At 58.0% G+C, this 25,421-nt stretch carries 17 protein-coding genes; 8 read left to right on the top strand and 9 right to left on the bottom strand.

The features are described 5' to 3' along the window. Positions 1–275: 275 nt before the first annotated feature. Positions 276–4,829, top strand: coding sequence for a DUF7507 domain-containing protein (locus tag AC4FIA_RS09500; protein ID WP_490365652.1), 4,554 nt, complete (start codon positions 276–278; stop codon positions 4,827–4,829). 184 nt (positions 4,830–5,013) lie between these two features. Here the strand turns inward: AC4FIA_RS09500 and AC4FIA_RS09495 are convergent, their stop codons facing one another. The 3 genes from AC4FIA_RS09495 to AC4FIA_RS09485 form a co-directional block, all read right to left on the bottom strand. Next, positions 5,014–6,078: an MBL fold metallo-hydrolase gene (locus AC4FIA_RS09495; protein WP_490365651.1), complete on the bottom strand. Its 1,065-nt coding sequence runs from the start codon at positions 6,076–6,078 to the stop codon at positions 5,014–5,016. A 289-nt stretch (positions 6,079–6,367) separates the two neighbouring features. Continuing rightward, a complete protein-coding gene (locus AC4FIA_RS09490) occupies positions 6,368–8,203 on the bottom strand; it encodes an ATP-binding protein (protein ID WP_490365650.1) in 1,836 nt (611 codons plus the stop codon). Between the two features lie 34 nt (positions 8,204–8,237). After that, positions 8,238–9,092, bottom strand: coding sequence for a phosphate/phosphite/phosphonate ABC transporter substrate-binding protein (locus AC4FIA_RS09485; protein WP_490365649.1), 855 nt, complete (start codon positions 9,090–9,092; stop codon positions 8,238–8,240). A 328-nt stretch (positions 9,093–9,420) separates the two neighbouring features. On the opposite strand from AC4FIA_RS09485, the gene AC4FIA_RS09480 reads away from it, so the two are divergent. After that, entirely contained in the window at positions 9,421–9,750 is a 330-nt protein-coding gene (locus tag AC4FIA_RS09480; RefSeq protein ID WP_490365648.1) for a DUF2322 family protein, read from the top strand. 167 nt (positions 9,751–9,917) lie between these two features. Here AC4FIA_RS09480 and AC4FIA_RS09475 read toward each other — a convergent pair whose 3' ends face one another. Genes AC4FIA_RS09475 through AC4FIA_RS09460 form a run of 4 tightly spaced genes read right to left on the bottom strand, consistent with a single transcriptional unit; the run spans position 9,918 to position 15,004 of the window. Beyond that, positions 9,918–10,445, bottom strand: a complete 528-nt coding sequence (locus AC4FIA_RS09475; RefSeq protein WP_490365647.1) for a sarcosine oxidase subunit gamma — start codon at positions 10,443–10,445, stop codon at positions 9,918–9,920. Then, positions 10,442–13,441: a sarcosine oxidase subunit alpha gene (locus AC4FIA_RS09470; RefSeq protein WP_490365646.1), complete on the bottom strand. Its 3,000-nt coding sequence runs from the start codon at positions 13,439–13,441 to the stop codon at positions 10,442–10,444. Before AC4FIA_RS09470 ends, AC4FIA_RS09475 begins: the two co-directional genes overlap by 4 nt. Then, positions 13,438–13,740 carry a sarcosine oxidase subunit delta gene (locus tag AC4FIA_RS09465; protein ID WP_103909465.1) on the bottom strand — a complete coding sequence of 101 codons (303 nt, stop codon included), beginning with the start codon at positions 13,738–13,740 and terminating at the stop codon, positions 13,438–13,440. Before AC4FIA_RS09465 ends, AC4FIA_RS09470 begins: the two co-directional genes overlap by 4 nt. A gap of 10 nt (positions 13,741–13,750) precedes the next feature. Then, positions 13,751–15,004: a sarcosine oxidase subunit beta family protein gene (locus AC4FIA_RS09460; protein ID WP_490365645.1), complete on the bottom strand. Its 1,254-nt coding sequence runs from the start codon at positions 15,002–15,004 to the stop codon at positions 13,751–13,753. A 106-nt stretch (positions 15,005–15,110) separates the two neighbouring features. Between AC4FIA_RS09460 and AC4FIA_RS09455 the strand changes: the two genes are divergently transcribed. The 6 genes from AC4FIA_RS09455 (at position 15,111) to AC4FIA_RS09430 (ending at position 21,847) form a co-directional block, all read left to right on the top strand. Continuing rightward, positions 15,111–16,115, top strand: coding sequence for a GlxA family transcriptional regulator (locus tag AC4FIA_RS09455; protein ID WP_490365644.1), 1,005 nt, complete (start codon positions 15,111–15,113; stop codon positions 16,113–16,115). 350 nt (positions 16,116–16,465) lie between these two features. Continuing rightward, positions 16,466–17,419 carry a galactofuranose ABC transporter, galactofuranose-binding protein YtfQ gene (ytfQ, locus tag AC4FIA_RS09450; protein WP_490365643.1) on the top strand — a complete coding sequence of 318 codons (954 nt, stop codon included), beginning with the start codon at positions 16,466–16,468 and terminating at the stop codon, positions 17,417–17,419. A gap of 120 nt (positions 17,420–17,539) precedes the next feature. Beyond that, positions 17,540–19,054: a sugar ABC transporter ATP-binding protein gene (locus tag AC4FIA_RS09445; protein WP_490365642.1), complete on the top strand. Its 1,515-nt coding sequence runs from the start codon at positions 17,540–17,542 to the stop codon at positions 19,052–19,054. Further along, positions 19,051–20,112: an ABC transporter permease gene (locus tag AC4FIA_RS09440; protein ID WP_490365641.1), complete on the top strand. Its 1,062-nt coding sequence runs from the start codon at positions 19,051–19,053 to the stop codon at positions 20,110–20,112. Before AC4FIA_RS09445 ends, AC4FIA_RS09440 begins: the two co-directional genes overlap by 4 nt. Continuing rightward, positions 20,109–21,113, top strand: a complete 1,005-nt coding sequence (gene yjfF / locus AC4FIA_RS09435) for a galactofuranose ABC transporter, permease protein YjfF (protein WP_490365640.1) — start codon at positions 20,109–20,111, stop codon at positions 21,111–21,113. Before AC4FIA_RS09440 ends, yjfF begins: the two co-directional genes overlap by 4 nt. Next, complete coding sequence (locus tag AC4FIA_RS09430; protein WP_287476700.1) at positions 21,110–21,847, top strand: FadR/GntR family transcriptional regulator; 738 nt, start codon at positions 21,110–21,112, stop codon at positions 21,845–21,847. The genes yjfF and AC4FIA_RS09430 overlap by 4 nt, the downstream gene beginning before the upstream one ends. A gap of 22 nt (positions 21,848–21,869) precedes the next feature. Here the strand turns inward: AC4FIA_RS09430 and AC4FIA_RS09425 are convergent, their stop codons facing one another. Both AC4FIA_RS09425 and AC4FIA_RS09420 read right to left on the bottom strand, forming a co-directional pair. After that, positions 21,870–24,176, bottom strand: a complete 2,307-nt coding sequence (locus AC4FIA_RS09425) for a TRAP transporter permease (RefSeq protein WP_490365639.1) — start codon at positions 24,174–24,176, stop codon at positions 21,870–21,872. Positions 24,177–24,227: 51 nt separating this feature from the next. Next, entirely contained in the window at positions 24,228–25,283 is a 1,056-nt protein-coding gene (locus tag AC4FIA_RS09420; RefSeq protein WP_287476702.1) for a TAXI family TRAP transporter solute-binding subunit, read from the bottom strand. Positions 25,284–25,421 lie beyond the last annotated feature (138 nt).

Genomic DNA, 25,421 nt, shown 5'->3' with positions numbered 1-25,421 from the left:
CAGACATGCTTACCTCGTTCTTATCACGCGCTAGAAATTCGCGTGGTGCGACGACCATCGCCGGAACAAAGCCTGACCATCGGATGGCACGGGCCTTGCTCTGCTCAGAACAGCGAATGTTACTGGGGCCCCTTCCAAAAGGACGACGTGCAGCGCGGCTGAAATGTCCGGCTTTTTGCATATCCAAAGAGTGATCGCCCCCCTCATTCGCACAATTGAGTCGTGTGCCCTTGGAACGTACCAAAACGGGCCTTTTTTGATGAGTAGAAGCTTCGATGATTCTCGGACGCGTTTTCGGCATGTTGCCTGCCCTCTTGGTCATGCTGGTCGTATTCTGCCACGGCCAGGCTGCCAAAGCCGCATCGTTCGACGTTCTCAGCCTTTATGTGGCAAGTTCCTCGACCGGCAACATCACGTTGACAGATAGCCTTGAAAACCGGGTTCCGGGCGCGACGGCGCTTTTTGTTTCCGATCCTGACAATGACACCTTCGCCAATTCGCTGAGTTCGGGCGTGCTCTATGGGTCTATTACGTGTTCAGATCAGGCGACCTGCGGTCCCTTGGGTAGCTATGGGCATTTCGTCAGACGAGCGCCTACCGGATCAACGACCATTTCCGCCGTGACCTTCCTCGCAGACGCAGACAGCGCGCTTGCGCAGTCCTTTGGCACGCAGAACTTCCTTGTGGTGATCGGGACCCCGGATGCCTACTACATCGGTGGCAGCGCGGCCATTTCTGCCAATGCGACCGGCACGGACATCGCCGAAGAACTGGATACCTTTTTCGCCTCGGTCGAAAGTGTCTCCGACGAGGTGGGTCCGGAAGGGACAGACCTCGTCCATACCGTCGTTCTCTCTGGCACCAGCGACGGGTCGGAGCTTTTGTCCCTGCTGCGCGGCAACACGTCCACAAGTGACGCAGACGTCGGAGCACTGACCTTCTCCGATGGTGTGACCTTCAACAGCGGTTCACTCCAATTGCCGGCAGGCATTTCCAGTTTCACCATCACGGTGCCCACCATCGACGATACCGATATTGAAGGCGATGAGGTCTACACGCTGTCGGTTGCCGGCGTTTCGGCTACTGGCACCATTCAGGACAACGATGGCGTTGCGACGGTTTCTGGCGTCACCAGCGCAACTGAGGTCGAGGGGACAGACCTGCAGCATGTGGTGACGCTCTCAAGCGCTGCAGGCAATGGGCTGACCTTTCCCTTTGATCTGAGCGATGTGACAACCGCGGTCACGGACTATGGCGCGGTGAGCTTTTCCGACGGCGTTACGTTGACAAACGGGGTCCTAAGCATTCCCGACGGCCTAACTGCGTTCAGTGTCACGGTCGCGGGCGCTGACGATCTTTTCGACGAGGCTGACGAAACTTACACGCTCACAATCGGCGAAGCGTCCGCAACGGGCACCATCACAGACGATGACACCGCCGCTTTTAGCGGTGTTAAGACGGCCTCACTGACGGATCTGGACAGCCTTGCTGGCCCAAGCGCAGGCGATCAGGTCACGTGGACCATCACGGTGACCAACGATGGTACAGTTCCCCTGACCGATATTTCCGTAGCCTCCGACACAATGACCCGGATGGATGCGGCTCCCATCAGTTTCTCGGCCGCTGCGTTTTCGCCTTCAAGCGTCGCAACGCTCGCACCCGGTGCATCGACGGACTTCACCGCGGTTTATGTCCTAACACAGGCCGACGTTGATGCAGGTGGTCTGCGCAACACCGCGACTGTCACAGGCACAGCACCGGGTGGCGTAACGCTGAACGACGTCACCGACGATGGCGACGACGGCGATGGGAACAGTTCCGACGACGTCACCGAGTATAGTTTTACCGCCACGCCCGCCATCGCGCTGGTCAAAACCGCCACGCTGAACGATCTGGGCACTCCAGGCGTTGATGCGGGCGACACGATCTCTTACGCCTTCACCGTGGAGAACACCGGCGCGGTCACGCTGACAGGGATCACGATCAGCGATCCGTTGGTCACCGTCTCTGGCGGGCCGATCGACTTGGCCCCTGGCGTGCAGGACAGTACAAGCTTCACGGCCACCTACACGATCACGCAAGCTGATATCGACGCAGGTTCCGTCAGCAATACCGCCACAGTCACAGGCGATCTGCCCGGCGGCGGAACCGTCAGCGACACCTCCGGCACCGGGCCTACGACAGACGACCCGACGGTCACCCCTCTCGATGCCACATCCGGCATCGCGCTGATAAAGGACGCGACGCTGAACGATCTCGGCACGCCGGGCGTCGATGCGGGCGACACGATCTCTTACGCCTTTACTGTCGTGAACACCGGCGGGGTCACCCTCACAGGGATCACGATCAACGATCCGATGGTCGCCGTCTCTGGCGGCCCTATTGATCTGGCCCCCGGCGCGCAGGACAGCACAACATTCACCGCCACCTATACGATCACCGAGCAAGACGTTCTGGCCGGTCACACGACCAATCAGGCCACGGTCACCGGTTACAGGGGTGATGACCCCAATAGCGACCTTTCCGGTACCGCCTCTGATAACGATACAAAAACCGTGACGTTCCTTGGCTCTATTGGCGGCACCGTTGCCGATACCGCAGGCCCGAGGAATGGCACAGTCGTCACCCTTTATCTTGAAGGCTCGGCCACTCCGGTGGCTGTGGCGACGACATCCGCCACAGGCATCTACAGCTTCATCGGTTTGCCTCCAGGGGACTACTGCGTGCGCTTCCAGCATGCCTCGGATGAAACCGTTCTCTCTACCTCCGGCTCGGCGACGGGTGCGGAGATCGACGGCGATCAGGTGTGCGGTATCGGTATCGTCCTTGGCGCCAATCGGACCGTCACGGGCGTCGACGCGCTCATGGTTGACCCGAGCGGTGTCGTCTATGACGCGCTGACACGCGCGCCCATCGCCGGGGCCACGGTGACGCTGCTGTACAACGACACCACCGTTGTACCTAATGACTGGCTGGCAGCGGCAGGCGACAGCAACAACAAGGTGACGGACGCGAGCGGCTCTTATTCTTTCCTGCTTCAATCGCCAGCCCCAAGCGGCACCTACAGCCTGAGCATCACGGCCTCAGGCTACACGGCGTCGACACTTATCCCAGCGCAGCCCGGTTCCTTGACCCCTGAGACAGGTCTTGGGGTTGTCGAGGTCGTGCCTTTCGCAACGGCCCCTGCAGCCGGTCAGGACACGACGCACTATCTTTACTTTGACATGAGTTTCCCGGACTGGACCGATGCCGAAAGTCTTTCGAAGGGTGTCGTCCACAACCACGTTCCGATGGATCCAGTTGGAATCTCGACCGAGCTTTCCCTGACCAAGGTGGCGGACACGAGTGGCCTTTCCAGCCCGGCGCGGGTGGGCGACGTGATCCGCTATACGATCACGGCTGAGAATTCCGGTTCGTTGCCGCTCACATCCGTTTCGCTGGACGACCCGTTAACGCCGGACGAAACCTTGCAAGCTGTCGCTGGCGTGACTGACGATGGCGTGCTTGATCCTGGCGAAAGCTGGACCTGGACCGCAAGCATCACACTCGACACGAACAGCGTGAACAGCGGCAGCATCGCGAACCTCGCCACTTTGTCGGCCACGGACGCGTGGAACACGCCGCTAACGCTCGAAAGCAGCCCGACTGGCAACGCCAGGACCGGCGCGGGCAACGGCACGCCAACCGTAGTCAAGCTGGATGGGCTGATCGATCAGATCCGGCCAGAGTTGGAGACCATCCTTGAAGATGACCTGAAATTGGTTCTGCGCCGCCTCGGAAACAGCTTTTCAGGATACAGCCGTGATGCCGCGAGGCGCCTACAAGACGGTCACCCTGACGACTGTGACGATACGGACGCATCAGACGGCTCTGCGCGACTTACCATCAAGGATAGTGCCGTCAGCGCCGATGGCACATATCACCGTGAAACCTACAACTGCATGCGTCGCGAATGGCGCATTGAAAATCTCGAAGTTTCCTATGCGCGGGCAAACGACACCGGCACGCAGGCCATGTTGAGCTTTACCCATCGCCGCGAACGGCTTGTCGGCGAGGACGCGATCAGGGCCTTCTTCTGGGGCGGCTACGGCTCTCGCAGCGACGTAGATGCCGGAACCGCAACGGGTCGCATCGACGGCATTGGCCTATTCGGGGGCATCTACGGTGCGCAGCGGCTCTCGGGGCAAGGCATGTTTGACTACTACCTCGCGGGTGCCGTTGGACGTCACAGTTTCACATTAGAATTCCCACGCGCGATCACAATCAAGGCAAAGGGCGACTATTCATACAAGGCGTTGTTCGCCGGCGCATCAGTATCCCGTGAATATCAGTTGCAATCCGGATCGTTGACGCCGCGCTTCGGTTTCGATCTGGCCTATGCGCCGGGAACGCATGTGACCGTTACAGCCTCTCAAGGATCACAAACAGAGAACGATGCTTTTGCCTTGGACGATGTCGGAACGTGGAACGTGTTTCTCGAAACGGAATATCGCCGACCATTTGGTACCGACGATCCGGCTACGGTCGCGACCGACTGGATATCGGCCTTCAAATTCCGGCCCTCCCTTCTGTGCGAAGGTACGTTCGGCGACAGACAGGCAGAGTGCGGAATTGGCCTCGCCATGGGGCTGACAGCGACCAGCCGCGATGGAGATACCGCATGGGCGGCCGAGTTCGATGGAACGGCGACGCGTCACGGCAAAACTGCTTCGCTACAGCTGTCATGGGAACGTCGTATTGATGCAATCAACGGATCGATCCGTATCGGCGGCGGCACGGATGCAACGGGCGCGCAAGCGCTTACGATGGAGTTACGCTCGGACTTTTGATCCGGCACATGCTCGCTGACGGAATTTCGACCGCTGCTGGTGCAAAGAGCACTGGGAGCGGACGATCTGAAATGCTGTGACAAGAACCCGAGACCACCGTCTGGAACGGTTGGTCTTGGCCCTGACCCGCCGCTCACCATGCCGTTGCCCTTAGGATCAAGGTTTGCCTCAAAGAAGGCAGACGTTAAGCCGGGATGCTCCAGGTATCGGCAGGTTCCATTGCACAAAACCGGTTCGGGTCAATCTGTGCAGCCGCAAGGGCGGACGCCAAATCCAGCTTAGGATCGTTACGGCCCTCGTTGGTCAACTGGATCGTGCCCCAATGGTGGCCGATTGCATATTGCGCATCCAGTATCTGGAAGCCGGTCACCGCTTCGGCAGGGTTTTGGTGCTGATCGGCCATAAACCAGCGCGGATCATAGGCTCCGATCGGCAACATCGCCAAGCGGATCTTACCGAAGTTTTTGGCCAGATGGTGATAGGGCCGACCCTGATCAAATCCAGTATCCCCGATGAACAGCAGCCTGTCCTGTGGAGTTTCCATCATAAAACCCGCCCAAAGCGCCATAGAGCGATCAGACACCCCTCGCGCGCCCCAGTGATGGCAGGGGGTGCAATGAATTTCCATGTCACCAATGCGCACCGATTGCCCCCAATCCAGCACCCTGCAGCGCAAACCGGTTTTGGCAATGATCGTGTCATTGCCCAATGGGGTGATCACCAAAGGGTCATGCGTTGCCTTAAGCCGCGACAGCGTATCTATGTCCATATGATCGTAATGACAATGCGACAGCAGGATCAGATCAATCGGCGGCAGATCCTGAAACGCGATTCCCGGCTTTATCACCCGCTTTGGCCCGCCAAATTGCACGGGCGATGCGCGGTCCGACCAAAAGGGATCGGTCAAGATATTCATCCCGCGGGTTTGCACCAGCATTGTGGCATGCCCCACCATCGTCACCTTCAAATCGGCAACACGTGCAGATGGCTTTACGACCTGCGCAAGCGGGATGGACTGTGGCCATGGCGTGGGTTTTTCGCCGGTGCGCCACTTCCACAGATCGGCCAAACCTTTTGGTTCCGCACCACCGGGGTTGAAAAAGCGCACGCCATCGAAATGGTCGCTGACTGGACCTTGGTAATACCTGTTCTGCGAGCTGCGCATCTGCATCACTCCACAAGCGCCCAGAGCCGAGCCGCCCAAAGCCGCAGCCGTATATTTAAAAAATCCGCGCCGACTGAATTTCATATTTTCCACTTGGGGCTATCATGCGCGGCCTCGCCGCCGCAACTTTCATTGGTAAGAGCCAGCTAGCACAAGCGGCAATGAAAGCAACCGGCTCTGTCAGACGGACGCAATTTCACCGCCCCCAGTCCCAAAGACCGGGAAAAAATGCGCCATATTATTTGGGGGAATCTAAGTCCCGAGACACCAATCGCACTTATATCGATGGGTTGCCCCGTAACTATTTTATTCGATGCACAGGTCTGTACTTGAAACCAATGAAACTGCAGAGCAAGCGTGCTTTGGGGTCAAATCATGCGACCCGAAGCTTTTCGACACTTTTCAGGATCGTTTCATGCGTAAAGGGTTTGGCGAGCACATCGTTCATGCCTGCAGCCAGACAGCGCGATTTGTCGTCATCAAACAAGCTGGCGGTTAGTGCGATGATCAGGGTGCCTGATCTTCCAGAGGGTAGCGCGCGAATTCGGCGGGTCGCTTCTAGCCCATCCATCTCGGACATGTGGACATCCATCAAAATCAGATCAAAATCCGATTTCTCTGCCGCAGCAACAGCCTCTCGTCCGTTTGTAACGGTCTGGACACGGTGACCGTGGGTTCCCAAAATCGCCTTTGTGATTTCCAGATTGATCGTATTGTCATCCACAACAAGGATATTAAAGGCCTCGGTTGCTCCAACGTGTGGACACCTCGCATCTTGGCTAAAGCCTTGTTCCGCGACCAGTTTCATCCCGCTTTCAGCATCAGCGTTTTCAAGCGGGATCGTAAGCGAGAAAACGCTTCCCTTCCCGTATTTGCTTCGAAGCGCGATTTCACCGCCCAGCGCGTCAACAAGACTTTTTGTGATAGCAAGGCCAAGGCCGCTGCCCCCGAAACGCCGCGCCAGGCCACCTTCGGCCTGCTCGAAACGGTCGAAGATACGTTCATGATCGGCCTCTTTAATGCCGATGCCGCTATCTTCGACTTCGAATTGGATCTGAGACCTTCCCTCTGCCTCCGAAAGCCACCTGCATCTGATGGTTACGCCCCCTGTCTCGGTGAACTTAATGGCATTTCCTGTCAGGTTTACGAGGATCTGGCGAATTCTGTCCTCATCACCGAAATAGGTGCCGACACCTGCGTCCACATCGTAGTTGAGAGATAGCGCCTTTTCCTGTGCCGAGGCCTTCAGCATGTCAGTCACGCCTTCCACAAGCTTGCGCGGTTCGAACCGTACCCTGCGAAGCTCAAGCCGACCTTCTTCCATCTGTGTAAGATCGAGAATGTCGTCAACAATGGTCAGAAGCGACCGGCTGGACTGTTTGATCGTGTCGACCAATTTCAGCTGATGCGCGTCGAGAGGTGAGGCCTGCAAAATGTCCGCAACCGGAATAATCCCGTTCAACGGCGTTCGCAGTTCATGACTGACTGTCGCCAAAAACCGCGATTTGGTTTCCAGCGCGGTTTCCGCCTGCTGGCGTGCTTCGTTGATTGAGGAAATGTTTTCTACAATGCGATGGCGCATTGCACCAAAACTTTCGGTCAGTCGTCCGACCTCATCGTTGCCGGGACGCGGCAACTCGGCATCGTAATCCCCTGCCCCCAATTTGTCGGCGGCCGCAGCCAATTTTACCAACCGCTTTGTGATGATGCGGTCCACGAAGAAACCCAAAACCGCGATCGACAAAGTTAGAAACGAAAGAGCAGCAGCACCAAGGCGTCTCAGTTCGGAATGCAAGCTGGCTAATTGTTCGCTTAGATCCACGTCGATTTCGATACGTCCCCAGGTCTCGCCCCGAATATGGATATCACGAGACATTCTGATAATGTTGGCCCCAGTCGCTTGCTCAACATCGTGCAAAGGGTAGATCTGACGATCATCGTCACGGACAACAAGAATTCTGTGCCAGTTCTCAAACTGGTCCTCGATATTGTTCAGTGTTTCATAGATTGCCGCGTTCTGATTGCTCAGAATAAATGGCACGAGACCGTCGATCAGAACATCGACCTGTCTTTGAACCTCGCGCCTTTCAGCCTCGACCAGAACAGTGGTGACACGGGGAACCCATAGCAATTGGAAGAGCGCAACACAGATCAATGTGAAGAACGCTGTCGCGACGAAAAGACGTTTTCTTATCGACCAATTAGACATGACGTATCCAATTTGGGACGTGTCCGGCTGAGAACTACTCTACACCAGTCTCGACATAAAAGTCTTCCAATCCGAGATCTCGCAATACCTGATATTCGCCGGAATCGGTGCGCACAGCCTCTAGCATCGGAATCTGCGCGAGCAGTTCCCTCCCCTCGGGGCTGGCGGACATACCAATAAACGCCTGACGAACTTTCTCTGCATCTTCATCCGGCACGCGTGGGTGCACAACAACAGGATGTGGCGGCATGCGTGTCGTCTCGTAGACGATCCGAAGTCGATCGCGGATTGCGGGGTCGAGCGCGTTGAAAGTTGCCATGACACCGCCTGCCGCTTCTGCTTCGCCAAGCAATACGTTCAGGTAAGCAGAACTATGTGTGTTCACAAAATCCGGGACGAAGTTCAGCCCATGTTGGCGGCTGAGGTCCGCCCTCATCAAAAGGGACGCTCCTAACGCGTTGGGTGCTGGAAAGGCGATTTTCTTGCCTTCAAGGTCCGCGACCTCTTTGTAGCCCGAGTTCTTTTCGACAACGAGCACACCGAACAATTGACGCGCACCGTCGCGGACCAATGGCTCGTACCCCTGAGTGTCGAAAGCAATCAGCGAGTGATAGGGATTCATATAGGTGAAATCGAATTCGCCCCTTGCAAATCCTTGCTCGAAATCGGGGATTCTGGGGGAGCCGACCATCGTTAAATTCAGACCGGTCCGACGTTCAAGCTCATCCAAAATCGGTGCCCAGATATCAGACAGCCGCCGCGCTTCGAATTGGGGAACCACGCCGAAAGAGTATTCTGTTTCAGACCATGCTGACGCGCCTCCAGATGCCACAAGAAAGGCACTGGCGCTAATCGCTTTGAAGATCTGCCGAAATGAGCTGCAGACCATTTGCTACCCCACAATCTGAACTTTTAATCTTTTGTAGGTGAACAGCTTCTCGCGCTCAAAGATAGGCCCCATAAGGATAAACAGTGTATCTTTAGTTCGAAACCCGACCTGTCTTTCGATCAAAATCAGCCAGTTTTTGACGAACTGATACTGATGTCGTGGTCAGAAACTGTGACGTTCTATGCAAGTCCTTCGAAGATCAGCGGACTTAAAAATTCCAAGAATGAGGCATAAAAATTTGGACTTTCTGGGCGCTTGTGTGCCCTTGGCCAAATGTTTTTGGGTCTGGTATGCGCAGTCGCGACACGCATTTGAAAAGGACTACCTGATGTTCCAACCGACTTCGTCGTTCAAAGAAAACCTTCAACAGCTTCCGTCCATCGACGATATCGAGAAATTAGAGTTGGTCGATGCTGCAGGAAATGTGGTCGCAGCCATTGAGAACCAACCGGGCAAACAGGGGTCTCTGGCAGTCTACCAATACCTGCTCGAAACCTATGGGGCACTAAATGCCGAAGCCGCCACACATGGACTGGCGGTCTTTGCAGAACACACCAAAGACGCACGGAACCGACCCGGTGCACACCCAAACATAGACCGCCTATTCGATGTACAAAGCGGCGGCGAAGCGTTGACCATGCAGATCGTACAACGGTAACGGATTGGGAAGATATCGGCCGTAGCAACGTACTTGCACAGGTGAGGCCGAGATATCTTCGGCCTCACCTTCCGTTTGATCCTGAAAACCTAAGAACCGGTATTCGCCCTTACCAAATGCAGCGATTGCCCGCCGCCCCTGTTCTTTTCTAGATCAGATTGTCTAATTCAGGCCATTTCGGCGGCGAGTTCGCGCGCGCCGATTTCCAAAAGATGCGCCACGTGGGGCGCAAAGCTGTTCCAGACGTCGATACGGAAGCGTTCCGAAGTATCGCGCCACAGCGTTACGGTCACGCCGTCAAAAACAGTGCGACGCGCGGTGCCGTCGGCAATCGCATCGATGTCGCGCGGACAACCAAGTGTCAGAAGCTCTCCTGCACGATCACCTTCGATCTCAAAGGAGATTTCGCGTCCGGATACATCCACGAGGCTGTGCGGCACATCAACGGACGCACAGGCGGCCATGATCGCAGCAGCATCGTCCGTCATGATGATCCATTCGTCCGGACCAAGACAGGCCGTGCCCAGCGTCACGCCACCAATCTTACGCGGAAGGCTGTAGCCGAGAGCCCGTTCAAGCGGACCAAGATCGCCGCGCGCCCGCAGCGAAAGCCGCGCACGATGGGGAACTTTGGTCACGCTGACGGCAGCGTTCGAGACAAGGGTTTCGGTCGGGAAGGACGTGAGCGCGTTCATGCTGCGGCTCCGATCTTGAGACGGTTGTTTTCGGGATCGACAAAAATGGTCGAGACGATTTTGGCGGCAATGGTGCGATCGAGCATCGGGATATAGACGGTTTCGCCCATCCGGTCCTGCCCGCCTTCGATCAGCGCCAGCGCAATCGGCTGGCCCACGGTGCCCTGATCATAGGACGACGTCACAAAGCCCACCATCTTCATCGGGATCGGCTGGTTCGGGTCGAGCACGATCTGAGCCCCCTCTTCCAGTTTGGAGCCGTCTTCGGTCAGAAGACCGACCAGCTGGCGGCGTCCCTTAGCTACCAGATCAGGCCGCGCCATGCCGCGCATACCGACAAAGTCTGCCTTCTTCTTGCCAACGGCCCAGCCCATACCCGCATCAAACGGCGTCACTGTGCCATCGGTGTCCTGACCAACGATGATGTAGCCCTTTTCGGCGCGGAGCACGTGCATCGTTTCGGTGCCATAGGCGCAGATGTCATATTGCTGACCTGCCTCCCAAAGCGTTTCCCACAGCTGGCGACCCAGCGGTGCAGGTACGTTGACCTCGAAACCGATTTCGCCGGTAAAGCTGACACGCCACAGACGCGCGGGAATGCCAGCCACGTCCACTTCGGCACAGGACATGTGCGGGAAGTTTTCCTCGGTCAGCACCAGATCCGGCACAAGGGGTTGCAACAGTTTGGCAGCGTTCGGGCCGTTCAGTGCAATGGTTGACCACTGTTCGGTCACCGAGGTCAGCCAAACATCAAGATCGGGCCATTCGGTCTGCAGATAGTCTTCCATCATGTTCAGCACGCGTGCCGCGCCACCAGTGGTGGTCGTGACGTGGAAACGGTCATCAGAGATGCGACCGATCACGCCGTCGTCACGAATGAACCCATCGTCGCCGCACAGCAGGCCATAACGGCATTTGCCAGGTGCGAGTTTGAGGAACGGGTTTGTGTACATGCGGTTAACGAACTCAGCGGCATCAGGACCAACCACTTCGATCTTGCCCAGCGTGGAAGCGTCAAAGATGCCTACGCTGGACCGCGTTGCTGCGCATTCACGCTTGACCGCGGCGTCCATATTTTCACCCGACTTGGGGAAATAACGCGCGCGGCGCCACTGGCCGACGGGTTCATACACAGCACCGTTTTCCTCGGCCCATGCGTCGATCTGCGTTTTCCGCGTCACTTCGAAATGGCTACCACGGTGATAGCCAGCAAAGGCGCCAAATGTTGTCGGCGTGTAAGGCGGGCGGAAGGTTGTCAGACCCACCTGCGGCTGCTTTTTGCCAAGCGCATCGGCGGCAATGTTCAGACCGTTGATGTTCGACATCTTGCCTTGATCGGTCGCCATGCCGTTGGTGGTGTAGCGTTTGACGTGTTCGATCGAACGCATGCCCTCTTTCACCGCAAGACGCAGGTCTTTGGCCGTCACGTCGTTTTGGTAGTCAACAAACGCCTTGGCGCGCCCCGGCTGTTTGTCGGTCGGCAGCTCTTTGTGCATCACGCCCGTACCAGGACGATCCTCGTCCACGGCATAGCTGGCCGCGTCACCCGCCTGGCCCAGTGCATCCAGTGCGGCTTGGGCCTGTGCCGCGCCATCTGTCAGCGCTGCTTCAATTCCCCACAGGCCACGGCCCGCGCCCGCGATCACGCAGTCTTCGGGCGTATCGGACGGCAAGAAAGTGGTCAGGTCATCGTCCCACGCCAGTTTGCCCTTCGTGTGCGAAAACAGGTGCAGCGACGGCGTCCAGCCACCGGACATCAGCACAGCGTCACACTTGATTTCGGAGCCCGCGCTCACTGTGCTGCCAGAGACCTTATTCACGCGTAGCGAAGACACGCGCAGACGACCAGAGGTCGCCGTGGCTGTGTGGCTCAGCTTGACCGGAATGTTCAGCGCTTTCGCCTGATCCAGAAGATCAGCGCGCACTTCGGCGCGTGTGTCGACGATGGCCTGAACCTGCGCACCTGCGCCTGCCAGATCGAACGCGGCGTACCATGCGCTATCGTGCGATGTCAGAACAACAGGACGTTTGCCCACCAGAACGCCAAAGCGGTTCAAGAAGGTCTGCGCCGATCCCGCCAGCATCACGCCCGGACGGTCGTTGCCGTGGAAGACCAGCGGTTTTTCCAGCGCACCCTGCGCCAGCACAACCTGCTTGGCCCGCACACGCCACATACGTTCGCGCGGAGTATCCTGCGGCACCTCGTCAAGGTGATCGGTCAAACGCTCGACCATACCGATGAAGTTTTCGTGGTAGTAGCCGATGGCGGTGGTGCGCGTCATAACCTTCACACCTGCCGCCTCAAGCTCGGCCAGTGTGGCAGACAGCCAATCCCATGCCGCCACGCCATCAATCTTGGCCTGCGGCTCAGAAAGCAGAGTGCCGCCCGCCTCGGAATGTTCATCAACCAGAACCACCTTCAGGCCCTTGCCTGCTGCCTGACGCGCAGCAGCCAGACCAGACGGTCCCGCACCAACGATCAGCACATCGCAATGCATGTTGCGCGATGCGTAGACGTCGGGGTCTTCTTCGGTCGGGCTGACGCCCAGACCGGCCGCAGCGCGGATGAATGGCTCATAGACTTTGTGCCAGAAGTTCCGCGGCCACATGAACGTCTTGTAGTAAAAGCCCGCCGAGAACAGCATGTAGGCCGCGTCGTTCACAGCACCCACGTCGAATTTCAGCGACGGGTATTTGTTTTGCGACGTTGTCTCGAGCCCCTTGCGCAGTTCCTGCATGGTCGCGCGCGTATTCGGTTCGAACTGACCCTTGCCACGGCGCGTGCCGATCAGGGCGTTGGGCTCTTCCGAGCCTGCTGCTACCGGGCCACGCGGACGGTGGTACTTGAACGACCGGCCCATAAGGTGGTTGCCTTGGGCAAGCAGAGCCGAAGCAACAGTATCGCCGCGGAAACCTTCAACATCGTGACCGTCAAAGGTGAAACGGATGGGCTGTGTGCGGTCGATGCGACCACGTCCAGGAATGCGATAGCTCATGCTTTGCCCTCCGTCAGAGTGCTAAGGTCCGGGCGCGGTGTGCCCGAGGGATAGGTGGTCAAAAAGCGGTCAGACACGGTGTCACGCACCGCGTTGAAGAAGCGGCCACACCCGTGCAGGTGACGCCAGCGTTCGTAATGCGCGCCTTTGGCGTTCTCGCGGATGAACAGGAACTCTTCCCACTGTTCGTCGGTCTGGCTCATGGGATCGGCGGGACGCACGATGTGCGCCTGACCGGCATAGGCGAACTCGGCCTCGGGCAGGGTTTCTTCGCAATGGGGGCAATGGATCAGAAGCATGTGTTTGTCCTCAGTGTGCGACAGCGGCAGCGGCGGCTTCGTCGATCAGACGACCGGTGCGGAAGCGTTCCATGGTGAAAGGCGCGTTGATCGGGTGCGGCTCGTCCTTGGCCACGGTCCAGGCAAAGGTATGCGCGGCGCCCGGTGTTGCCTTGAACCCGCCCGTACCCCAACCGCAGTTAACGTAAAGCCCCTGAACCGGCGTCTTCGAAATGATCGCAGAGCGATCCGGAGTCACATCAACAATGCCGCCCCATTTGCGCAGCATCCGCATCCGGTTGAAGATCGGGAAGACCTCGGTGATCGCGGCGACTGTATGTTCGATCAGCGGCAGGCCGCCGCGCTGGCTGTAGGATGTATACTGGTCCGTGCCCGAACCGATGACCAGCTCGCCCTTGTCGGATTGACTGATATAGGCATGCACCGCGTTCGACATCACCACGCAGGGGAAAATCGGTTTGACCGGCTCCGACACCAGCGCCTGCAGCGGATAGCTTTCCAACGGAAGGCGCACATCGGCGGTTTGCATAACGGTTGAGGTATGGCCCGCCGCCGAAACAGCGACCTTCTTGGCCTTGATGAAACCCTTGGCGGTTTCGACACCCGCGACAGAGCCGTCTGCGTTCCGGCGAATGGCTGTGACGGCGCAGTTCTGGATGATGTCCACACCACGTTCAGCCGCGCCACGGGCATAGCCCCATGCCACCGCATCGTGCCGCGCCGTCCCTGCCCGCTCCTGCAGCGCCCCGCCCATGACGGGATAGCGCGCATTCGCCGAGATATTCAGCGGCGGGCAGTAGTCTTTGCATTCCTGCGGGGTCAGCCAGCGGTTATCGACACCGTTCAGTCGGTTGGCGTGGATGTGACGCGTGAACGACTGCACGTCGTGCACGTTGTGCGCCAGCATCAGAACGCCGCGCCGCGAATACATAACGTTGTAGTTCAGCTCTTGGCTGAGGTTTTCCCACAGATCCACCGCATGATCGAAAAGCCGCGCGCTTTCGTCATACAGATAGTTCGACCGGATGATCGTGGTGTTCCGACCGGTGTTGCCACCACCCAGCCACCCCTTGTCGATCACAGCGACATTGGTGATGCCGTGCTGTTTGGCCAGATAATAGGCCGCGCCCAACCCGTGGCCGCCCGCCCCGACAATGATCACGTCGTATTCTTTCTTGGGCTGACTATCGGGCCACTGCTCGGTCCAGCCTGTATGGCCGTTCAGGGCATTCTTCAGCAGGGCAAAGGCGTTAAAACGCGTCATATGGCGGCCTCGCAAGTTGGTTTGTTGAGGGTGATTTCACCAAATTTACGCGAGTCGGCTGTCACTTGCGGGTAGTATCGGGACAACTCATGTGTAAATATGGGACATGGCGCATTCAGATCATAAACGTCTTAAAGTCGGCTTTTTGCTTGCCGAAAGCTTTACCTTATCCGCGTTCGCAAATTTCGTGGATGTGCTCCGGCTTGCCGCAGACGAAGCCGACCGTTCGCGCCCGATCCTATGTGACTGGGACGTTTTATCCGACACGATGAATCCCGTCCGATCATCCTGCGGCGTGCGGGTATCACCGGACACACGGCTGCGGGACGCGGGGACATATGACTACCTGATCGTTGTCGGCGGCTTGATGAGCGAAGAGACCGGCCTGTCGAACGCCATGATCACCTTCCTGCGCACACGCGCCGCGGCGGGAACACCACTCGTGGGTCTGTGTACGGGGGTGTTTCACCTGCAAGAAGCTGGTCTTCTGGCCGGCTATCGCTGTTGTGTCAGTTGGTTTCACCATCAGGATTTCCTTGACCGCTTCGAAACCGAGCGCCCCGTTTCAGACCAGATTTTCGTAGTCGACAGGGACCGACTGACCTGCTCGGGCGGACATGGCGCATCGCATCTGGCCGCCTTTCTTGTGACGCGGCATCTCGGCCAATCGGCAGCGATCAAAAGCCTGAACATCATGATGATCGACAATGCCCTAGGTGGGGATCGCCCCCAACCTGGTCAAAGCCTTGCGCGGCAACCAAAGGACCCGCTTGTGAAACGGGCCGTTCTTTTGATGCAGCAGAATATCGAGGTGCCGCTGACGATCTCGGCCCTCGCAGGTCGTTTGGGAACCGCCCGCCGCACGTTATTGCGCCACTTCGAGGCCGACCTGTCTGCCAGCCCATCGCGCGTTTACATGGATCTGAGGCTGGATCGCGCGCAGTCAAAGCTGACGAATTCGGACGCCTCTATCCCTGAAATTGCACAGCTCTGCGGATTTTGTGACGGGGCACATCTGTCCAAAACACTGAAACAGGATCGCGGCTTCACTCCGAGCCAGTACAGAGCGGCCAAGCAATCACAAGACCTGCTGTCCAACACCTCACCATAGCGCTTAGCGGGGTTAATCTTTCGTCTGACCGTGAGACCTGAGTCGGATCGCTTTTTAAGTACCGAGAGTCTACATTCATTTGGTGCCGGAAGGGCCGCGAACCGAACTTGAGAAATCGCGCCCAGAATAGGCGCAACCCCATTGAGAAAACGGTGACTGAATTGGCGCAAAAGCGCATCGATCCGCCTTCCAGCATGTCAAACCATCGCGCCCAAAACCCACCAAGCCATTGATCTAAAATTGAATTTCACAAAGTCAAACCAACGAACAACGGATCTATTTACAAAATTAATAAAATAATACTTAATGAGTCGCACAGAGCCGTAGACTGCTCTGAAAGGGAGGGAACTATGACATTTAAGACAACGCTTTTGGCGTCGGCCATCGCTATTGCACCAGTGGCTGCTTTTGCCGCTGATATGACCATCGGTTTTAGCCAGATCGGCTCTGAGTCCGGATGGCGCGCGGCCGAAACGACGGTCACAAAACAAGAGGCCGAAAAACGTGGCATCGACCTGAAGTTTGCCGATGCACAGCAAAAACAGGAAAACCAGATCAAGGCGATCCGTAGCTTTATCGCGCAGGGCGTGGATGGCATTCTGGTGGCTCCGGTCGTGGCCACCGGCTGGGACGAAGTACTGGAAGAAGCCGCAGATGCGGAAATCCCCGTAGTTCTGCTGGACCGGACGATTGACGCGGACGAGTCGCTTTACCTGACCGCAGTGACATCCGATCTGGTGCACGAAGGCCGCGTTGCCGGCGAATGGCTGGTCAACGAGATGAACGGTGCCGACTGCCGTATCGTCGAATTGCAGGGCACCACGGGCTCATCCCCCGCCATCGACCGCAAAAACGGCTTTGAGCAGGGTATCGCTGGCCATAGCAACCTTGAAATCGTGCGCAGCCAGACCGGTGATTTCACCCGTGCGCAAGGCAAGGTCGTGATGGAAAGCTTCCTTAAGGCAGAAGGCGGCGAAAATATCTGCGCGCTTTATGCCCATAACGACGACATGGCCGTCGGTGCCATTCAGGCGATCAAAGAGGCCGGATTGAAACCCGGCGAAGACATCAAGATCGTTGCCATTGACGCCGTTCCTGATGCCCATAAGGCCATCGCCGCAGGCGAGATGAACGCCACAATCGAACTGACGCCGAACATGGCAGGCCCCGCGCTTGATGCACTGGAAGCCTATCTGGCCAGTGGTGCGATGCCTGCGAAATGGATCCAGACAGAGTCCAAGCTGTTCACAAGCGCGGATGACAATGAGGCGATCTTCAACATGAAAAAAGACCTCGGCTACTGATACGAGTGTCTTGTTCCGGGCGTTTTATAGCGCCCGGTCCTCTGCCGGACGACGCTCCTCCGTCCGGCAGCTTTTCGACGGCCATAGGCAGACCGCACCTTGGCGGATAAGGTCCCCTGTATGACAAATATTTCCACATCGGACAGGCCCGTTTTACATGCACGGGGCATATCGAAATTTTTCCCCGGCACGATCGCGTTGGATGATGTCGAACTGCGCCTTATGCCCGGCGAAGTGCACGCGCTTTTGGGTGAGAACGGCGCTGGCAAATCGACACTGATCAAATGCCTGACAGGGGCCTACCGACGCGACGCCGGTGTGATCAAGCTGGACGGAACCGAGGTCGAACCCGCCTCGACCGCGGACAGTCAGAGATTGGGGATCGGCACGGTATACCAAGAGGTCAACCTGCTGCCCAACCTGACCGTTGCCGAAAACCTGTTTCTGGGTCGGCAGCCCATGCGCGGCGGCTTTATTGCTCGCAAACGCATGAATGCTGAGGCCCGCGCGGTGCTGCAGGATTACGGGCTAGAGATTGATCCCGCCGAACCGCTGACCGCCTATTCTGTCGCCATCCAACAGGTGATCGCGATTGCGCGCGCGGTTGAGATGTCTGGCAAAGTATTGATCCTTGATGAGCCCACAGCCAGCCTTGATCATGACGAAGTGCAACTTCTGTTCGGGGTGATCCGCAAGCTGAAGAAGCGCGGATTGTCCATTGTATTCATTACGCATTTCCTTGATCAGGTCTTTGCTATTTCGGACCGCGCCACGATCCTGCGCAACGGTCGCGTGATCGGTGAATGTGTGTTGGCCGAGGTCACGCAGCATGATGTCGTGACAATGATGTTAGGCCGCCAGCTTGAGGCGCGTGTCAAAGCCCGCGATGTGGGCGTGGCAGGCAAGACGCTGGTCGAGGTCGCGGGCCTAGGAAAACGCGGGATGATCGCGCCGTTCTCTCTTGATATCCGCGAAGGCGAAGTTGTCGGACTGGCCGGTTTGCTGGGGTCCGGAAGAACGGAAACAGCCAATCTGATCTTTGGCGTGGTACCCGCAGATCAAGGCAAGATCATGCTGCGCGGACAAGAAATTGGCGTGAGCAATCCGCGGGATGCGGTGGCACATCGTTTCGCGCTCTGCCCCGAAGATCGCAAAGTGGATGGCATCGTCGGTGACCTGTCGGTGCGCGATAACATCATCCTTGCGCTTCAGGCGCGGCAAGGCTGGATGCGACCGATCCCGCGCGCAAAGGTTCAGGAAATCGCCAAAAGCTATGTCCGGGCGCTGGATATCCGGCTCGCGTCGCTCGATATGCCTATCCGGCTTTTGTCAGGCGGCAATCAGCAAAAGGCGCTTCTGGCGCGGTGGTTGGCCACAAACCCTGACTTTCTTATCCTTGATGAACCGACCCGAGGCATCGACGTTGGTGCCCACGCCGAGATCATCGCATTGATCGAACAGTTGCGCGCCGATGGCATGGCCCTGCTGGTGGCCTCGTCCGAGCTTGAGGAACTGGTGGCCTATTCCACCCGAGTCATCGTTCTGCGCGACCGAAAACAGGTGCGGGAACTGGCTGGCGACGAAATCACACCCGACAATATCATCAACGCTATCGCCACGGAGGAGGTCGCATGACCCAGCCCACCGTCGGACCACGCCCATCCGTTTTCAAACGCATTATGCCTCAGCTTGTGATCCTTGCGGTGGCACTGGCGCTGAACGTGGCGGTGTTTCCCGAGTTTTTCCATATCGATTTCCGCAACGGGCGGCTGTTTGGAAATCTGATCGATGTTCTGAACCGCGGCGCGCCGGTCGCGTTGTTGTGCATTGGCATGACACTTGTGATTGCAACCAAGGGGATCGACCTTTCGGTCGGCGCGGTCATGGCCATTGCGGGCGCGGTGGCCGCAGCGACTGTGGTTGATGGACACAGTTGGGGAACGGCCCTGTTGGCAGCACTGCTGGCGGGCGGCCTGTGCGGATTGTGGAACGGGTTTCTGGTGGCGGTGCTGCGCATCCAGCCCATCGTGGCGACGCTTGTCCTGATGGTGGCCGGACGCGGGATCGCGCAGCTTGTGACCGAAGGCAAAATCCTGACGTTTGACAACGCGGGCCTGAGCAACTTGGGCGCGGGCACGATTGCTGGTGTCCCTACCCCGATCCTGATCTGGCTGGCGCTTGGGGCCCTTGTGACGTTCGGCGTCCGTCGTACGGCGTTGGGTATGCTGATCGAAGCCATCGGGATTAACGAACGGTCCTCTCGTCTTGCGGGGATTAACAGCCGCGTGCTGCTGGTTTGCGTCTATCTCGTATCCGGGCTTTGCGCGGCGCTTGCTGGCGTGATCGTTGCCGCTGATATCAACGGCGCGGACGCCAACAATGCAGGTCTATGGCTGGAACTGGACGCGATCCTGGCGGTCGTGATCGGTGGGAATTCGTTGCTTGGGGGCCGGTTTTCTATTGTCGCCTCTCTGCTAGGTGCGCTGATCATCCAGTCCATCAATTCGGTCATTCTGCTTTCGGGCCTACCGCCGGAATTCAACCTTGTGATCAAGGCGCTTCTGATCCTTGGCATCCTTGTGATCCAGAGCCCGAGGATCGGAAATTACATCTACATGCTCCGCGCTTCTGGCCCACAGCCACAGCCCGATCCTCTTGTCCGACAACGTCCCGAAAAGGAAGCTGCCCAATGATCCGCTCCACGCATCTGCCGCTTTTGATTACGCTGGCGACGTTTATTGTGGCCTATGCGCTTTGCGCGTCGGCCTACCCCGCAATGCTATCGCTGAGGGTTGTGGCGAACCTGCTGACGGACAACGCGTTTCTGGGAATTGCTGCCGTTGGCATGACCTTTGTTATTCTGTCTGGCGGGATCGACCTGTCGATCGGATCGGTGATTGCCTTCACCGGCGTTTTCCTGGCTGTGATCCTGCGCGACACCTCGCTTCATCCGCTGGTGGCCTTTGCCTTGGTTTTGGCGCTGACTACAGGGTTTGGTGCGGCGATGGGCGCGACGATCCACTATCTGGAAATGCCCCCGTTTATCGTGACGCTAGCGGGCATGTTTCTGGCGCGCGGCGCGGCCTATGTTCTGTCCACCGAAAGCGTGCCGATCACGCATGAATTCTACGACATGCTTCAAGGTCTCTACTGGAAGGTCGACGGCGCACGGTTCCGTTTGATTGGTGGCCTGATGGTTCTGACGTTCCTGATTGGCATCATCACCGCGCACCGCACCCGCTTTGGCCAGAACGTCTATGCGCTGGGTGGTGGTGAGCAAGCAGCACGTCTGATGGGCGTGCCGATGGCCAGCACCACCATCGGAATTTACGCCGTTTCCGGCGGACTGGCGGGGCTTTCGGGGATCGTCTTCTCGCTCTATACGTCGGCGGGCTATTCGCTGGCCACTGTCGGGGTCGAGTTGGATGCCATTGCTGCCGTTGTCATTGGTGGCACGCTGTTAACTGGTGGATATGGCTTTGTCGCAGGGACATTCTTTGGCATCCTTATCATGGGTCTGATACAGACCTACATCGTCTTCGACGGCACGCTGTCGAGTTGGTGGACCAAAATCGTAATCGGAGGACTGCTGTTTGCATTCATCCTCCTGCAGAAAGGACTGACGTGGGCGGCAGAGAAAAGAGCAACACGGGCTCGGCAACGCACAGCGACTGGTTCCGCCGCTCTCTCATGACATTGGTCACAGCGGGCGGCGCAGGGGCGGAACGCGCGTCCAATCACACGGCCTTCGTGGTGGACCAGCTTGGCCGCGCCATCGTTGCTGGCGAATACCCTGCCGAAACAATGATCCCGCTTGATCCTGATCTATGCGAGATGTTCGGCGTGTCGCGAACCGTGGTGCGCGAGGCGAAAAAGACACTGATTGCCAAGGGCATGATCCAGTCGAAGGCCAAGGTCGGCACGCATGTACGTCCTGCAGACGAATGGAACATGTTCGATGAAGACGTCCTGCGCTGGCACGCGACAGCACGCAATCCGACGCGTTTTTACGAAGAGCTTTACGAAATCCGCATGATCTTTGAACCGGCGGCCGCCGCGCAAGCCGCGGGGCGTGTCAATCAGGTCGATCTGGATGAGCTGAACGCCTTGTGCGACCGGCTGGCCACAGCGGACAACCGCACCGATTTTGCGCTTGCCGACTACGAATTCCACAAACAGGTTCTGCGCCTGTCCGGAAACCGGTTCCTACAGTCGCTGGGCGATCTGGTGCAAACCGCGCTTTATTCGCTGTTCATGGCAGAACACATCGGCGACTTCTCTGAGCGCCGAGAGTCCGTCGCCCAAAGGCACCGCGCCATTGTATCGGCCATCGCTTCGGGCGCGCAGTTGGATGCGCGTGATGCCATGAGTCGCGTCATCCATGACGGCTATGCCAATGTGGTCATGAAAGGCGCCGTCGCTGGCTAGGTGCCCTGCGCAGTTTCTGACATCACGATGCGACCGCGCGTTTACCTTGATGGTTTGCGGCCAGCGCATGGAAAATGATCAGGCCAAGCCCAAGCACGATGCCGATCCACATGATCGTCGGGGACTTCCATAGAACCAGCAAAGCTAACCCCAGCCGAAGGAACATTTCCCAGCGCGCCATGGGTCCGCGATCAAACCGCGCAAGCGCTGATGCCATCAGATACAGCGCAAGGATCAGACGTGCAGCCAGCCATCCAAGGGCAACCCACTCGATCTGGCCCGTATACCCTTCAATCAAGGCCCGCTGTCCCGTTTCGCTGGTGATGGTCACCGCCTCTTCGATCAGAAGAAGTTCGGGATACCAAGCAAATACAAAGGGGATCGTGAACATCACGATGCCGACCCTGACGGCGGCAAAGCCTGTGCGCATCGGCTCGGTTCGGGTGATCGAGGCCGCAGCAAAGGCCGTAATCGCCACCGGCGGCGTGATCGCCGAGGCGACAGCGAAATAGAACACAAACATATGCGCAGTGAAAAAGCTGACCCCGAGGTTGGCCAGCAGTGGCCCCAACAGCAAGGCAACGTTCACATAGGCCGGAACCGTTGGCATGCCCATGCCCAGCAGGATCGCGCACAACATTGCGCATGTCAGCGCGAGCATCAGATAAACGCCACCGACGATATGAATTTCGAACCCAAAGACCGAAATCACCTGCGCCTTTTCGAGCCATGAGGTCACAGCGCGGGTCAGTTCTCCGGTCAGCCCGCTTTCGTTCAGAAACGCCGAAATAATCGAGACCGCGAACAACAGCAGGAATAGTCGCGACAACAAAAAGCCCCCGTCCGCCAGCGACATCAGAACCCGCGATGGTTTTGCGCGCGTTGACGGATCAAGAAACAGCAGCGGCAACAGCACCGCCACGGCCCACCAACCGGCTGAGACCGCGTCGCCAGTTGAATTAGTAATTGTGCGGATCACCCCCGTAGGCAGGATCGACGCCAGAATGCTGCCGCCCAGCGCATCCTTGTTGCCCAGAAGCAGGAACAGGATCGTCATGATGGGCACGAAGATGATGATCAGGTTCAACCAGTCCTGTTTGTTCATTAAAAGGTCGTCGGGAATGTCACGCATCGGTTCGACTTTCTCGCGGCGGGCCTGAAAGACGACGGCAAGGAAGATCGAAAAGAAAAAGAACATCGCGGGCAGAAACGCCGCCGTGATGACCTTATCGTAAGGCACCGCCGTCAGGGCCACCAAGACAAAGGCTGCCACGCCCATGACCGGTGGCATGATCTGCCCGCCGGATGATGCCGCGGCCTCGACCCCGCCTGCGAACTGCGGCGAAAAGCCGTTGCGCTGCATCATCGGAATGGTCAGTCGTCCCGTAGACAGCACGTTCGTCACCGGACCGCCTGTGATTGTGCCGAACATGGCAGACGACACGATAGCTGCGTGGGCCGGCCCGCCTCGCAGTCTGCGCGTGCTCATCACCGCCAGCTTGATCAGCGACGTGCCGCCTGCCGATGACCCGAAAAGCGCGCCAAGAATCACATAGGGAAAGACCTGACTGACAACGATTTCCATAAAGCGGCCCATGAAACCGTCGGGCGTGATAAAGACGTTGGTGGCCTTCTGTATCGCCGCCGCCGTGACATCGCCGCCATCGGCCCCCAGCTTGGTCAGAAGAAAGCTATTGTCGGACAAATCAAACACCCAGATCAGGGCGGTACCGACCGTGTAGATCACCACGATGCTCGCCACGGCCACCAACGGCAGCCCCCAGACACGCACATTGTAGAGGAAAAACAACGTGATGATCGTGAACAGCAGCGGAATAATCCAGATGCCGAAGCGGGCCTGACAGGCGGGCACCTCGGCCTCGAACGAAATACCGGGAATGACGCCCGCCGAGCGTTCCGCCGCCTCTTGGATCAGGCGGGCGCGTTCGCCAGTGATCTGATCGATCAGACAGATCGAGTCAATTTCGACAAGATAGCCGAAGGCCGCCAGAAACGCGGCAAGGATCAGACCGGCATCCAGCAGAAAACCCACCCAAGCGATATTCGGTCGCGTCTCGCGCCATGCCCGATACACGCTGGAATCCAGCGCGACGATCAGCATCATCAGCAGAAAGACAGGCGGGTAGAAATACTCTGGCGGGAAGTGGGACACACGGAAGAACGGACGCCCCGTCAGGTCGCGCGCCAGATCCTGAAGGCCGGGAATTTCCGGCAGGGTGTTCGCCATACCGACAACAACAAGGGTCAGGGCAAGCCAGAAGGCAATCCGCTGGCCCAGCGGCTTGGACAAAGGTGTGGTGTCAGTCATGGTATGTCACTTTATGAAAAAGGGCCGCACGTGGCGGCCCCTGTAAGCGGGTTACGGACGCAGGCAATCCGCGACGGTGTGGCCCGCATCTTCAAACGCGCGAATGGCACCGGGATGCATTTTGATCTGCACCGCGCCACAAGCACCCTGACTTTTCCCATCAAGGTCGCCAAAGCTCATCATCAGGAAGGGGCCGCGTGGCGAACTGGTCAGGAACCGTTCCTGCCCTTCAAGGTAGGCTGTGGTGATATCGTATACCAACGTTTCGTCCATTGAGGCCGAGACGATCTGACCAAAGGCCGTAGCAAAGCTGTCAAAGCTGTCGTCATCCGTCACGATTGTGATGTCGTTGCCCTCATAGGCCTTGCGGACCTCATCAACTGGCACGGAATAAGGCGCGTGCCCCGGTGCAGCCATGATCTGCTGACCCAGTTCGCTGGCTAAAAGGTCAGAGGGAACGTCGTGGATGGTGATCCCTCCAGCCGCCGCAATCGCGATCTGACGACCCGAGGGCAGACCTTCCGGAATGGTCCACGCATCAGCGCCACCGCCTGTGATGCTCGAGACCGTGTCGGGCCATGGGTTCTGGATACCTTCATATCCTTCGCCGTCTTTCAGTCCGCTCAGCAACTGGATCATCGCCCGACCCGAGGTCAGGGCAGCACCACGCGGCGGGCCGTTCCAGATACGCTTACCGCTCAGATCACGCACGTCTTCTACGGGATTGCTGTTGTAATAGCCAAAAATCTGGGCCGATCCCGCATTGAAGAACAGAACACGGATATTCGAGGCCAGCTCGGCGCCCTTCTCCGGACCAACACCACTGTAGGGACCGATGCCACGAGACAGAAGGAACGGCAGGATCAGCGGCGCCGGAGCCATATCAAGACGGCCTTCGGCGACAGCCTGAACAGAGTTGGTCAGCGTCGCGCCTTCGGTGATCTGCAGGTTGGCAACTCCTGCGCTGTCCAGAACGGCGGCCAGCGTGGTGTCGATGTAATGCGGGGTCGAACCCGGCGTGGTGGTCTCAGCGGTCAGCGTCGCTTGCGCCGCGGCCGCAAGCGGTGCAGCAGCCAGCACAGCACCGAGAATGGTCTGTCTGATCATGGAATCCTCCCTAACTTTTGCACCTTCCTCCAAAGGCGGCCGCGCCCTGACGGACGCGAGCCTTTTTACGCTGGCAGAAACTATATGACTTGTCACGTAATTTTTTTTCGGGTCTTATCGGACCCATCGGAGGAGACA

The organism is Thalassococcus sp., assembly GCF_982780845.1.
This window is presented reverse-complemented; position numbering and strand designations above follow the sequence as displayed.

What these genes read in the sequence shown, in the direction of transcription:
- AC4FIA_RS09500 (WP_490365652.1), top strand. Translation starts at nt 276, where the DNA reads ATGATTCTCGGACGCGTTTTCGGCATGTTGCCTGCCCTCTTGGTCATG.
- AC4FIA_RS09495 (WP_490365651.1), bottom strand. Translation starts at nt 6,078, where the DNA reads ATGAAATTCAGTCGGCGCGGATTTTTTAAATATACGGCTGCGGCTTTG.
- AC4FIA_RS09490 (WP_490365650.1), bottom strand. Translation starts at nt 8,203, where the DNA reads ATGTCTAATTGGTCGATAAGAAAACGTCTTTTCGTCGCGACAGCGTTC.
- AC4FIA_RS09485 (WP_490365649.1), bottom strand. Translation starts at nt 9,092, where the DNA reads ATGGTCTGCAGCTCATTTCGGCAGATCTTCAAAGCGATTAGCGCCAGT.
- AC4FIA_RS09480 (WP_490365648.1), top strand. Translation starts at nt 9,421, where the DNA reads ATGTTCCAACCGACTTCGTCGTTCAAAGAAAACCTTCAACAGCTTCCG.
- AC4FIA_RS09475 (WP_490365647.1), bottom strand. Translation starts at nt 10,445, where the DNA reads ATGAACGCGCTCACGTCCTTCCCGACCGAAACCCTTGTCTCGAACGCT.
- AC4FIA_RS09470 (WP_490365646.1), bottom strand. Translation starts at nt 13,441, where the DNA reads ATGAGCTATCGCATTCCTGGACGTGGTCGCATCGACCGCACACAGCCC.
- AC4FIA_RS09465 (WP_103909465.1), bottom strand. Translation starts at nt 13,740, where the DNA reads ATGCTTCTGATCCATTGCCCCCATTGCGAAGAAACCCTGCCCGAGGCC.
- AC4FIA_RS09460 (WP_490365645.1), bottom strand. Translation starts at nt 15,004, where the DNA reads ATGACGCGTTTTAACGCCTTTGCCCTGCTGAAGAATGCCCTGAACGGC.
- AC4FIA_RS09455 (WP_490365644.1), top strand. Translation starts at nt 15,111, where the DNA reads ATGGCGCATTCAGATCATAAACGTCTTAAAGTCGGCTTTTTGCTTGCC.
- ytfQ (WP_490365643.1), top strand. Translation starts at nt 16,466, where the DNA reads ATGACATTTAAGACAACGCTTTTGGCGTCGGCCATCGCTATTGCACCA.
- AC4FIA_RS09445 (WP_490365642.1), top strand. Translation starts at nt 17,540, where the DNA reads ATGACAAATATTTCCACATCGGACAGGCCCGTTTTACATGCACGGGGC.
- AC4FIA_RS09440 (WP_490365641.1), top strand. Translation starts at nt 19,051, where the DNA reads ATGACCCAGCCCACCGTCGGACCACGCCCATCCGTTTTCAAACGCATT.
- yjfF (WP_490365640.1), top strand. Translation starts at nt 20,109, where the DNA reads ATGATCCGCTCCACGCATCTGCCGCTTTTGATTACGCTGGCGACGTTT.
- AC4FIA_RS09430 (WP_287476700.1), top strand. Translation starts at nt 21,110, where the DNA reads ATGACATTGGTCACAGCGGGCGGCGCAGGGGCGGAACGCGCGTCCAAT.
- AC4FIA_RS09425 (WP_490365639.1), bottom strand. Translation starts at nt 24,176, where the DNA reads ATGACTGACACCACACCTTTGTCCAAGCCGCTGGGCCAGCGGATTGCC.
- AC4FIA_RS09420 (WP_287476702.1), bottom strand. Translation starts at nt 25,283, where the DNA reads ATGATCAGACAGACCATTCTCGGTGCTGTGCTGGCTGCTGCACCGCTT.